Here is an 11861-nt window from a genome sequence, read left to right as displayed (position 1 = left end):
ATGGATATTGATGATCCTGTTTTTCGGTTATAAAATCACCCCTGTGTATCCGCTTCTATCGATATACAGGGGTGTGTGTATTTCGCTATTCTGTTATCAGACCTTCGCAGCCTTACGTCCGCAACACTGTTTGTACTTCTTGCCGCTTCCGCATGGGCATGGATCGTTCGGGTAGATCTTGTCTTCTTTTCTCTGAACCGGTTTCTTCGGGCCTGCACTGTCATCTTTGTTTGTGCCGGTTACTTTTGCAACCTGCTCACGCTCGATCTTCTGCTCTACATGAACATGATACAGCATACGTACGGTATCCTCCTGAATAGAAGTGATCATGTTGTTGAACATCTCGAACGCGCTCATCTTGTACTCTACAACCGGGTCTCTCTGGCCATATGCAGTCAGACCGATACCCTGACGGAGCATCTCCATGTCATCAATGTGATCCATCCACTTACTGTCGATGCATTTCAGAAGAACAACTCGCTCAAGCTCACGAAGCTGCTCCGGTTCCGGGAACTCAGCCTCTTTCGCTTCATAAAGCTTCACAGCCTCTTCCTTCACGATGTGCTTAATTTCATCTTTCTTATGACCTTTTACCTTCTCAGCTGTCAGCGGCTGGATCGGAATAATCGGTGTGAGTGCTGTATTGAACTCATCAAGATCCCACTCGGAAGAATCCATATCATCGGAGAAGCACATATCTGTCATGCTGTCCACGATATCTGTGATCATCTTGTAGATGGCATCACGCATGTTCTCACCATCAAGCACCTGACGACGCTCCTCATAGATGATCTCACGCTGCTCATTGTTAACCTGGTCATAGTCGAGAAGATTTTTACGGATTCCGAAGTTGTTAAACTCGATCTTCTCCTGCGCTTTCTCAATAGCATTGGAAAGCATCTTATGCTCGATCTGCTCGTTCTCCTCGACACCAAGAGATGTGAATACCTTCATCAGTCTCTCAGAACCGAACAGACGCATCAGATCATCCTCAAGGGAAATATAGAAACGGGATTCACCCGGATCTCCCTGTCGTCCGGAACGTCCACGCAGCTGGTTATCAATACGTCTTGACTCATGACGCTCTGTACCGATGATCTTCAGACCGCCGGCCTCTCTTGCCACGTCGTCAAGCTTGATATCCGTACCACGGCCTGCCATGTTGGTAGCGATGGTAACAGCATCTGCCTGTCCGGCCTGTGCTACGATCTCAGCCTCAAGCTCATGGAACTTGGCATTCAATACATTATGCGGAATTCCCTCTCTCTTGAGCATTTTGCTTAAGAGTTCAGATGTCTCGATAGTAATGGTACCAACCAGAACCGGCTGATGCTTCGCATGTGCCTCTTTTACTGCCTCTACAACTGCGTTGAATTTCTCCTTCTTTGTCATATAAACAGCATCGTCAAGATCTTTACGCTGTACTACACGGTTGGTCGGGATCTCAACGACGTCCATTCCGTAGATATCACGGAATTCTTTTTCCTCGGTAAGGGCTGTACCAGTCATACCGCCTTTTTTGTCGTATTTGTTGAAGAAGTTCTGAAAGGTAATTGTTGCAAGAGTCTTGCTCTCTCTCTTAACCTTAACATGCTCCTTCGCCTCGATTGCCTGATGAAGACCATCCGAATAACGACGGCCCGGCATGATACGTCCGGTAAACTCATCAACGATCAGGATCTCATCATCTTTTACAACGTAGTCCTGATCCTTATGCATCAGATTATGTGCACGAAGTGCAAGGATGATATTGTGCTGGATCTCCAGGTTCTCCGGATCTGCCAGGTTTTCAATATTAAAGAATTTCTCAACCTTTTTGATACCCTGTTCCGTAAGGTTGACGATCTTATCTTTCTCATTTACAACGAAGTCACCGGTTTCGATAACCTCTTCTCCCATGATGGCTGCCATCTTGGTCATCTCATGGCTGGCCTCACCACGCTCCAGCTGCTGTGCAAGAATATCGCACACCTCATAAAGCTTGGTGGACTTGCCGCTCTGTCCGGAAATGATCAGCGGTGTACGCGCCTCATCGATCAGGACGGAGTCGATCTCATCGATGATACAGTAGTGCAGATCTCTCTGAACAAGCTGTTCTTTATAGATAACCATGTTATCACGAAGATAATCGAATCCAAGCTCGTTGTTGGTTACGTAAGTGATATCGCATCCGTATGCTGCACGGCGCTCTTCCGGTTTCATATCGTTGAGTACCACACCTACAGTCAGGCCAAGGAACTCATGAACCTTGCCCATCCACTCCGCATCTCGTTTTGCCAGGTAGTCATTGACTGTTACGATGTGAACACCTTTTCCTTCAAGGGCGTTGAGGTATGCAGGCAGTGTGGACACAAGAGTTTTACCTTCACCTGTTTTCATCTCGGCGATACGTCCCTGATGAAGGATGATACCACCGATGATCTGTACACGGTAATGTTCCATTCCAAGCACACGCTTGGCAGCCTCACGTACTGTAGCAAATGCCTCCGGAAGAAGATCGTCCAGTGTTGCTCCTTCTGCAAGGCGTTTCTTATATTCTCTTGTCTTATCTCTGAGCTGCTCGTCTGTAAGATTCTGCATCTCAGACTGATAACTCTCGGTTTTCTCAACCAGCGGCATGATACGTTTTACTTCTCGCTGGCTTCTTGTTCCAAATACTTTTGAAAAAACATTCATGTTTCTGCTCCAATCTCGTCTCTGATCTATCCGATTCAGGATCATTCCAATTTTCTGTCAGAATGATTTCTTCATCACATATGGTATATATTCTACCACTTTCCAGGTATAAAAACAATGAATAATTGATTAACAAATCGTGACCAAAACCGTGCAAAAATATCCTGCAGAAGGACCTGTACTTTTCAGGTTTTCTGCAGGATATCCTGTTTACGCTATCTTAACACCTTTTCTGTTACTCCATGCACCGTAATAGACTTTTCCACCTGTTTTTTTATATGCACGAATACGGACATAATACGTTCTTCCTCTTTTTAGACCGGAAAGAGTTTTTGATACCGCAGTTGTTGACACTGTTTTTGCTTCGTTGAATTTCGAGGAAACAGAATACTGAATCTGGTATCCCGATACAGCAGATATTTTTTTCCATCTGGCTGTCAGTTTTCCCACAGCTTTACTGGACGGCGTGTACTGAGACGGCGCTGACAGGCGGATCGTTCGGATTCCTGATTTATTATAGGAACTCAATGCAGATCCTCTGTACGCACGAACTGTATAAGTGTACATCGTTCCCTGTTTTGCGGAGCGGTCTGTACAGGTCAGATTTTTTCCGCCTTTTACCGTTGCAATATAATTCCATTTACTGCTTTTTCCGGTTTTTCTGTAAATTTTATATCCTGTTGCGTTTCTGACCTGTTTCCATTTCAGTACGATACCCACCGAGCTGTTCGAAATACCTGAAAGGGACGGTGTGGACAGTTTTACCTGTGCGGATGTCGGTTTCGATACCGGGGTTTTTGAAATGTCTGCTGATTGAAACCGATAAACAGCCGAATCGACTGTGTCAGTTGCTGTCCACTGATTTCCTGTATAAACCCATTTCTGGAAAAATACATAGAGATTATATGTAGCAGCCTTGGTGATTCCCTTTGCGGAACCGATTTTCCAGGCACTGTTCTTCTGGGCATCACGCGGATTGGAACTTGTACTCCAGTAAACCGGCTCCCATTTTACATCTCCATCTCCCGGATTCTGGTTTGTGGTTCCCGCACCGATCACCTGAAACGGATAGAATGTATCCGGATAAAATTTCAGTGGAGAATCCAGGCCTTTCAGAATACTTTCTGTCACCTTTGGTATAACCGCTTTGTGTGCCGGAACCACTGCCGGTCTCTTACTCTGATCCATTTTTATTTTTTTCAGTCCGGATCTGTTACCTTTGGTATCTACAAGTACCATATACAGATCAATCGCATTATCCGTCTTCAGATCATTGAGTTGTATCGTAAAATTCTTATCTGTTTTCGTGGAAATCCACGCACTTTTTAAAGTCAGTTTCGGAATTTCAGAGGTTCCGTCATCTCTTCGTTCTACCCATTGATAATAACATTTTCCGTTTATATTTGTCCGTAATGTAAGGGCTGCCGAAGTATGACTTATCCACCGGAATCCCGTCCATTTTAACTCAATGCTGTTCTTAACAGACTGAGACGCCGATGCAGCCATGGCTTCCGGCACTGTCACAATATCAGATACCGATAAAGTTTCTTCCGTATCGATATTTGCTGCTATGCATGTTACCGGCAGCACAGATACAGAAAGTGTTGCAGCTAAAAGTATTGCTAAAAACTTCTTTTTCATAGTTTTCTTTTCCTCTTTCATGTCATGGTAATCTTTACAGCTTTTGTTCAGCCCCAGGAAGAATACAGTTTCTGCTTGCCCACGCTCTTATATGTCCGTATTCTTATGTAATATGTTCTTTTATTTGCAAGACCGGTTATTGTACACTTTGTCGTGGAAACTTTTGTGATCGTTTTTGTTTTTACTCCGTTTTTAAATGTTTTGTCAGTTGAATACTGAATTTCATATCCGGTTGCAAAACTGTTCTTTTTCCACTGAATGTCTGCTTTTCCTGTTTTCGTAGTTGTGCATTTTGTTATGGTTGTTGCAGATGGTATTACTGTTATTATTACAGTCTTTTTGGATGCTTTATAGTTTCTGGTTGCTGCTGCTGTAATTGTGACAGCTACTTTTCCCGTATAATTCGCGGCAATTGTTACTTTTCCATTTGAGTTAACCGTGACTTTTTTACTGCCTGACGTGTAGCTGAGTTTTGCCTTATCCTTTACTTTTGCTCCCAGGTAAAATGTCTGTGTTTTGGTACTCTGAGTCTTTTTCACATTGGCAGCTGTAATACTGTTTACAGCCGGAACGATCTTAAAGGTTTTTGTCAGCGTTCCCCTGAATCTTGGTTTCACACCTGTTACCGTTACGGTTGCGGTACCTGCATTTACATTATTTTTCCAGGTAACTTTATAGTCCGTATTTTCACGTAACATTTTATTCGTGGAACCGGTATATGACTTATCTTGCACATAAACTTTCATCTTCTGTGCTTTTCCGTTATATGTCCTGGTCGTATACTGGAGTTTCAGCTCTCCGTATTTCCTGAGATCCGCACCATACACTTCTCCCGTTTCCGGATTCCAGGCGGACCAGATTATACGCGTACCTCCATAGTTTTTCATCTTATCCGCAGTCCATGTAGAATTGTTAAGCGGATAATATGCAGTCAATGTCTGATTCTTAAATATGTCAGTGCCTATCTGAGGTGCGTTTCCTTCAAAATAAATACGCTCCAAATGTAGATTTTCAAAGGCATTGTTTTCTATTTTCCTTATTGTTTTTTTTACGCGCAGTGCCGGTTTGCTGTAATTTTTATATGTATTTCTGGTAATAACTGTTCCGTTATCTGCCGGCTTTGGTGTTGTGATCGGCGTCGCTGTTGGCTTTGGTGTAACTGTTGTTGTCGAACTTTTTAATGTAATTTTTATCGGAGTCTCTTCAGCATCAATATTAGGATTTTCCTTAACCGAGATCCAGAAAGCACCATTTACAAGTGCAAAACCGTAAACATATTCATCAGTATACTTCACATCTGCTACTTTTACTGTGCCGGATCCATCCAGATTCATCTGATAGATTGCATCCGGGCCACTGTAATAAAATTTTCCATTATCGAGAACGGTCTTCGCAGAATTGCCCCAATAAGCATTGGGATTTCCCACATACGGCCACTTCATGCTTAACGTACTGATCACTGTAGCAGAAGAATCCAGTATTTTCTGGCATTTTACTTTTCCGATTCTTATATCTGTACCCTTGGTAGTATTAATTTCCATATAATACCATTTTCCCTGATAATACCAGATTCCTGTATCAATATTTTTCCAGAAAAAATTATCATATTTTCCCGACGTTGCTAATGGTGCTGTTTCCGTTCCACCATTCCATGCTTCCCAGCTGTCATGTTCAAGGTTTCTGATCGCAGAATCGCTCAACATAAAATACTGATGCCTGACGCGTCCCAGCTGATCCCACACCGGATCATCCCAGGTAGCATCAACATGGTACCACTGACCATCAATTTTTACCAGATTCCATCCGTGCTGCATCGCTGCACTGGCAACATATTTGCTCTCAATTCCGACTTTTCCCAGAAGATACTGATATGCAAGAGCATACCCCTGACACACCCCTTTTCCTTTTACCAGAATTCCTTCCGCTGTATAATCAGAGTCCGGAAGCTCATCGTCCATAACCCCCTGGTAATCATACTCCGCATTCAAAACGATATAATCATGAAGTGCCAGTGCTTTTTCCAGATTGCTCATTCCCGGCTGTACAACAGAAAGTGCCTTTTCTGCAGCATACTCAAAAGAAGATGAGCCGAAAATACTGCTTCGGCTTCTTCCCATAGAAGGTTTCGCATCTTCATATAGCGTAACTGCAATACCATTCTCCACATCGCAGGATTCAAAAGAAAGCCAGTAATATTCCGGATGTTTATTAATAAACAGCATTACAACATCTGAAATCTGTTCTGCCGGAATAGCAAGAGCTGAAATATCCAGTACAGAACTATTCTCCTCCACAAGACTTACCAGACTGTTTTCCCACTCTTCCTTAAGTACTGCTGAAGTTTTTTTCGGACTGAGCGCGCCTTCCTGAATAATTCCGTCATGTGATAATATTATATTTCCATTTTCTGCTGTTCCGCCATCAGAAAAATTTTCTCCCGAATCTGTGAAATTTTCACTGTTGTTGCTTCCTGTACCCGCCTGTTCTGTTTCTCCAATCTCCAGTTCTTCCGTATCTTCATATTCAACGGTTTCTGCATCTTCTGTATTTTCTGCTTCTTCCTGTCTGGAACTCTCATCTGCCTCCTCGAAAATATCTTCCGTTGTTGTCGCTTCATCACCAAAATCTGCTGCCAGCCCGTTTGCCGGAAAAGCTGTTACACAAAGTACTGCGCTGAAAAGCAACACCGAAAGTTTCTTTTTCATTAGTTTTTCTCCCTTCCTATTTGAGATAGTTTTTATCGACGTATCCTTCTTTTCCAAGTTTCGGTACATATACATACCAGTAAGTTTTGTCTTCTTTTTCAATGATCTCAACGGTATCCCCGGTATTCAGCTGACCGATTTCATTATTCTTGTCAAAAGCTTTCGCACTGCGTAATGCCAGGAACCCCTTATCTACCTGCACTGTCATAGTCGGATATGTTACCTCCGGGCCTCCTGTCAGATAGTTTTTATCTACATAACCGGTCTTGTCAAGCTGTGGTGAATACACATACCAGTAGTTGTCGTCACTGGTATCCTTAACCTGAACATTATCTCCGGTATTCAGCTGACCAATCTCATTGCTGTCATTATAGGCCGGTTTATTTCGAAGTGCCAGGTAGCCTTTTTCTACCTTAACTGTCCACAGGCCACTGTTGTAAATATAACGATTATCTACATATCCGGATTTATCCAGCTTCGGTGAATACACATACCAGTATGTGGAATCACTGCTGTCTTTTACAAGAACCGTATCTCCGGTATTCAGCCTGCCGATCTCATTGGTGTCATTATAGGCTGCTGTATTGCGAAGTGCCAGATATCCGCTTTTTACTTTTACCGTCCAGGAATCATTGGAAGCAGCTGAATTCTCTGCTACCTGAAGATAATTTTTGTCCACATAACCGGCTTTATCAAGCTTCGGTGAATACGCATACCAGTATGTGGAATCCTTCCTGTCTGTGATTTCTACCAGATCTCCGGTATTAAGCTGGCCGATCTCATTACTCCTGTCAAAAGCTTTCCCGCTTCGTAATGCCAGATATCCACTGTCTACCTTCACCTCAAAAGTCGTTCCTGCTGCTGCTCTGATCTTTTGCGACGGCACGACTGCCGCTGTAAAAGCAAGGACAAAAAGTGCCACCCACTTCATATGCCTCGTTCCTGATAAAAAATTTCTTTTTTTCATGGTTATGCCTCCTTTTCCTGATATTTCGTGAATGAATCGCAGAAAAACTGTACTCCTGTTCGTTGATAATGAACGCCTGAATTTTGTAGTAATATTATACCATATTTTCTTCTGGTATCTGTAAGAATCTTATCGCTGTATTCAGCCCGATTTGATCTGCAAAAATATTTTTTTCAGCCGTTTGTCTTACTGTACTTGACATCAAAAGCGCAAGGTGTTATATTACAAATAGAACAACTGGAGGAACTTTCTTAACCAGTGTCACAAAAGATTTTGAAACTAACCCCGGGAATTTTTCCCGGGGAATTTTATAAGCAGACAATTGCGAGGCGGATACTGGTAATCCGCACTTAGCTAATTTCATAATTGTATAAGGGAAGGTGAATACCATGTCAGTAAAAAGAGATTATTACGACGTTCTGGGCATTGACCGGAACGCAGATGAAAAAACAATAAAAAAAGCATACCGTAAGCTGGCCAAGAAGTATCATCCGGATACCAACGCCGGCAATCCGGAAGCTGCTGATAAATTTAAAGAAGTAAATGAAGCCTATGATATCTTAAGCGATCCTAAGAAGAAACAGATGTATGATCAGTTCGGTCATGCTGCATTTGACGCTGGTGCTGATCCGGGCGCAGGAGCCGGTGGTTTCAGCGGTTTTCACAGCAACAATAACGGCTCCTATCAGGAATTTCATTTCAACGGAGAGAATATGGACGATATTTTCGGAGATATCTTTGGAAATATGTTTCATGGAGGTCATGGCAACGCCGGTGGCAATAGTGCTTATGAGCATTTCAGCGGTAATGGCGGAAGCTTCCATGGCGGCTTTGGTGGAAACAGTGGTTTTCATGGCGGTTTCGGCGGTAATGGTTTCGGAGGCTTCCATCAGGAATCTTTTCGCCAGAAAGGCTCCGATGTAAAAGCCAGTATTAATGTTACCTTTGATGAAGCAGCTTTCGGTGCCGACAAGCGGATTTCTCTGTCCAGTCCGGACGGAAGCTCCGGCGCACCGCAGACGCTTCAGGTACACATTCCTGCCGGTATTGACACCGGCAAGAGCATCCGTCTGAAAGGAAAAGGAATGCCCGGAACCGGTGGCGGCGAACCTGGCGATCTGCTTCTGAAAGTGACTGTCGGCTCACGACCTGGCTATGAGCGTAAGGGATCTGATGTTTACACCACACTCTCCATTCCGTATACTACCGCAGTATTCGGTGGCGAGGCTACCGTTCCTACCCTTTACGGCAATGTGATCTGCAAAATCCGTGAAGGCATGCAGTCCGGTTCCAAGATCCGTCTGAGGGGCAAAGGTATCGTCTCCATGAAAAATCCTCAGGTTCGCGGTGACCAGTACGTTACCATCCAGATTCAGGTTCCGCAGGATCTGAATTACACTGCAAAGGAGAAACTCCATGAATACGCAAAAGCCTGCGGGCTGGAGCGAAGCAACGCAGGCGGCTCCCACGTAGCATAAAGCCTAATACAAAAAGAGTACCACGAATCTCATATGATAATACATGAGATCCTGTGATACTCTTTTTTGTATGCAAAAAATTTCTGATACGTTTATGACAGTGTCATGTCCCCGTCTTTTACCCATCCAAGCTTACGCACGAACATATTGATCAGCGGACAAAGCACCGCCGGAAGAATGAAAGAAATCAGGAATAATCCGGCCCAGTCCATAGCGGTAACTGCGGATTTTGTTCCTGCAGCAATATCGTTCATCCATCCTGTATACACACCAATCTGTCCTACAAAACCACAGGTTCCCATTCCGGATGATACTGCGGTTCCGTTCATCTGCAGCTTGAACAGACAGGTTGCAAGCGGTCCTGTGATCGCAGAGGTTACGATCGGTGCGATCCAGATTCTTGGATTTCTTACAATATTTCCCATCTGGAGCATGGAGGTTCCGATTCCCTGTGAAACCAGTCCTCCCCATTTATTCTCCTTGAAGGACATTACCGCAAAACCTACCATCTGGGCACAGCAGCCTGCTACTGCCGCACCGCCTGCCAGCCCGGTCAGTCCCAGTGCCGCACAGATCGCTGCGGAAGAAATCGGCAGTGTCAGTGCAATTCCCACAAATACGGAAACCAGGATTCCCATAAAGAATGGCTGCAGATCTGTTGCCCACATGATCACGCTTCCTACCTTCATGGCTGCTTTTCCAAGTGCAGGTGCCCACCATGCGGAAAGTCCCACACCTACGCCGATCGTTACCAGCGGTGTCACAAGAATATCGATCTTCGTCTCCTTGGACACAGCCTTACCAAGCTCAGCTGCAACAATGGCCACAAACAGTACAGCCAGAGGACCACCGGCTCCGCCAAGTGCATTGGATGCAAATCCAACCGTGATCAGCGAAAAAAGTACCAGTGGCGGACAATGCAGCGCATAACCGATCGCTACTGCCATAGCCGGGCCGCTCATAGCGGATGCAAGGGATCCAACCGTATACGGAGTATCGTTGACTGTGGCAACTGTCATTGTAAGAAACGGAATGTGAAACTGTGTGCCAAGAGTGTTGATGATCGTACCGATCAGAAGGGAACAGAAAAGTCCCTGTGCCATGGCTCCCAGCGCATCGATACCATATCTCTTCAGTGAGATCTCGATATCCTTCCGCTTCAGAAACGCTTTAAATTTTTCCATTATAAAACTCTCTCTCCGCCCTCATAAAGGGCTTTTTTATTTGCAAAAAGTCTCGCTGACTTTTTCCAGCTCCTCACGGATGGAAATATGCTGCGGACAGACTTCCTCACATTTTCCGCATTTCACGCATTCGTCTGCGCGTTTTCTTCCGTGTCCGGATACAAGCCAGCTCTCCTGATGTGCTGCTGCTCCCATGTTTCCATACAGTGTCAGATAATTCATTGCTGTAAAGGAACCTGATATTCCAATTCCCTTCGGGCAGACCTTTGCACAGTAATTACAGGTTGTACACGGAATCAGCGGAATTTTGTTCATGGCTTCTCTTGCTTTATCCAGAGTCTCCTTCTCGCTGTCTGTAAGTCCTGTGAAATCTTTCATATAAGAAAGGTTATCTTCCATCTGGGCAATGTTGCTCATTCCGGAAAGTACAGTGATCACGCCAGCCAGATCTGCTGCAAAACGAATTGCCCAAGATGCTGTGGAAGCCTCCGGCTCTGCTGCCTTGAGGATTTTTTCCACGGATTCCGGCGGAGTTGCAAGCATACCGCCTTTAACTGGCTCCATGATCACAACCGGCTTGCCATGTTTTCTGGCTACCTCATAGCAGGCTCTTGACTGAATAGCCCGGTTTTCCCAGTCTGCATAGTTGATCTGAAGCTGTACAAACTCCATCTCCGGATGTGCGGTAAGGATTGCATCCAGCTCTTCCGGTGTGGAATGGAAAGAAAATCCTGCATGTTTGATCAGGCCAGCTTCTTTCTGCTCATGAATCCAGTTCCATAAACCGTACTCATCAAAATACTGCGTTCTGTGCTCTCCAAGATTATGAAGAAGATAGAAATCAAAGTATCCTGCCTTCGTTCTCTCCAGAGATGTCTGAAACTGTGCGATTACTTCATCTCTTGTCTTACAGTTGATCCAGGCTGCCATCTTGGTTGCAAGCTGATATTTTTCTCTCGGGTAACGCTCTACCAGCGCTTCACGGATCGCATCCTCACTGCCAGCATAAGCCCACGCCGTATCAAAATATGTAAATCCGGCTTCCAGAAACTTATCTACCATAACCTTAGTCTGCTCTACATCGATCACACCTTCGGATTTCTGCGGAAGTCTCATCAGACCAAAACCCAGTTTTTTGATTTCTTCACCTAAATATGCCATGTTTGTTTTTCTCCTTTCACCATTGGGCACCATTGGGGACGGGGTTTTC

At 44.5% G+C, this 11861-nt stretch carries 7 protein-coding genes; 1 reads left to right on the top strand and 6 read right to left on the bottom strand.

All coding sequences use genetic code 11. The features are described from left to right. Positions 1-96: 96 nt before the first annotated feature. The 4 genes from secA to WMO28_RS03345 all read right to left on the bottom strand — a co-directional run bounded on the left by secA (position 97) and on the right by WMO28_RS03345 (position 7989). Positions 97-2676 (bottom strand): preprotein translocase subunit SecA, encoded by a 2580-nt coding sequence (gene secA, locus WMO28_RS03360; RefSeq protein WP_349056056.1) that lies wholly within the window; start codon positions 2674-2676, stop codon positions 97-99. Positions 2677-2886: 210 nt separating this feature from the next. After that, positions 2887-4317, bottom strand: coding sequence for a fibronectin type III domain-containing protein (locus WMO28_RS03355; RefSeq protein WP_349056054.1), 1431 nt, complete (start codon positions 4315-4317; stop codon positions 2887-2889). Positions 4318-4364: 47 nt separating this feature from the next. Beyond that, positions 4365-7022, bottom strand: a complete 2658-nt coding sequence (locus WMO28_RS03350; protein ID WP_349056053.1) for a transglutaminase domain-containing protein — start codon at positions 7020-7022, stop codon at positions 4365-4367. Between the two features lie 16 nt (positions 7023-7038). Further along, positions 7039-7989, bottom strand: a complete 951-nt coding sequence (locus tag WMO28_RS03345; protein WP_349056052.1) for an SH3 domain-containing protein — start codon at positions 7987-7989, stop codon at positions 7039-7041. A 389-nt stretch (positions 7990-8378) separates the two neighbouring features. On the opposite strand from WMO28_RS03345, the gene WMO28_RS03340 reads away from it, so the two are divergent. Continuing rightward, complete coding sequence (locus WMO28_RS03340) at positions 8379-9467, top strand: DnaJ C-terminal domain-containing protein (protein ID WP_349056051.1); 1089 nt, start codon at positions 8379-8381, stop codon at positions 9465-9467. A 92-nt stretch (positions 9468-9559) separates the two neighbouring features. On the opposite strand, the gene WMO28_RS03335 is transcribed toward WMO28_RS03340, so the two are convergent. Next, positions 9560-10651 (bottom strand): PTS sugar transporter subunit IIC, encoded by a 1092-nt coding sequence (locus tag WMO28_RS03335; protein ID WP_349056050.1) that lies wholly within the window; start codon positions 10649-10651, stop codon positions 9560-9562. A gap of 36 nt (positions 10652-10687) precedes the next feature. After that, positions 10688-11812: an aldo/keto reductase gene (locus WMO28_RS03330; RefSeq protein ID WP_349056049.1), complete on the bottom strand. Its 1125-nt coding sequence runs from the start codon at positions 11810-11812 to the stop codon at positions 10688-10690. Between the last annotated feature and the right edge of the window lie 49 nt (positions 11813-11861).

Origin of the sequence: Blautia aquisgranensis, assembly GCF_040096615.1 — a bacterium.
GTDB classification, from domain to species: Bacteria; Bacillota; Clostridia; order Lachnospirales; family Lachnospiraceae; genus Blautia_A; species Blautia_A aquisgranensis.
The sequence above is the reverse complement of the archived record's forward strand: the minus strand, read 5'-3'. Positions and strand labels throughout refer to the sequence as shown.

What these genes read in the sequence shown, in the direction of transcription:
- secA (WP_349056056.1), bottom strand. Translation starts at nt 2,676, where the DNA reads ATGAATGTTTTTTCAAAAGTATTTGGAACAAGAAGCCAGCGAGAAGTA.
- WMO28_RS03355 (WP_349056054.1), bottom strand. Translation starts at nt 4,317, where the DNA reads ATGAAAAAGAAGTTTTTAGCAATACTTTTAGCTGCAACACTTTCTGTA.
- WMO28_RS03350 (WP_349056053.1), bottom strand. Translation starts at nt 7,022, where the DNA reads ATGAAAAAGAAACTTTCGGTGTTGCTTTTCAGCGCAGTACTTTGTGTA.
- WMO28_RS03345 (WP_349056052.1), bottom strand. Translation starts at nt 7,989, where the DNA reads ATGAAAAAAAGAAATTTTTTATCAGGAACGAGGCATATGAAGTGGGTG.
- WMO28_RS03340 (WP_349056051.1), top strand. Translation starts at nt 8,379, where the DNA reads ATGTCAGTAAAAAGAGATTATTACGACGTTCTGGGCATTGACCGGAAC.
- WMO28_RS03335 (WP_349056050.1), bottom strand. Translation starts at nt 10,651, where the DNA reads ATGGAAAAATTTAAAGCGTTTCTGAAGCGGAAGGATATCGAGATCTCA.
- WMO28_RS03330 (WP_349056049.1), bottom strand. Translation starts at nt 11,812, where the DNA reads ATGGCATATTTAGGTGAAGAAATCAAAAAACTGGGTTTTGGTCTGATG.